This window comes from Mesorhizobium sp. M7A.F.Ca.MR.148.00.0.0, assembly GCF_003997735.1.
Classification (GTDB): Bacteria; Pseudomonadota; Alphaproteobacteria; order Rhizobiales; family Rhizobiaceae; genus Mesorhizobium.
Genome location: NZ_RZTB01000482.1, coordinates 1 through 318, shown reverse-complemented (window position 1 = coordinate 318; position 318 = coordinate 1). Strand labels below are relative to the sequence as shown.

The 318-nt window shown below is 65.4% G+C and carries 1 pseudogene; it reads right to left on the bottom strand.

The features are described from left to right. Window positions 1–148: 148 nt before the first annotated feature. Window positions 149–318, bottom strand: a pseudogene (gene nadE, locus EOB49_RS38445) (NAD(+) synthase); the annotation flags it as partial.

Genomic DNA, 318 nt, shown 5'->3' with positions numbered 1-318 from the left:
GCGCCAGCCCCGCTCGCCTGTCGCGGTAAAGGCCGCTTTCGTCCGGACCTCGATGGGAGAGCGCGGCTGCCATTCGTAGAAGCGCGGCTCGTGAAGGAGGCTCCGCAGCCGCGTTCAGCGCCACAATTCCGGCGATGCCGCACATGGGTCAATCCCTGTCCATCGCAGCGGGCAGCTGTGGCCGTGCGTGAAGATAGCGTGCAGCGCGGCGTTTGCTGACGATATCCTTATAGACCTTCTCGACTTGCGCGGCAGTGAGGCCGGCGGCGGCGGCAACCACGCCGGCCGAAATTCCGTGATTCATGCCGTAGAGGCACA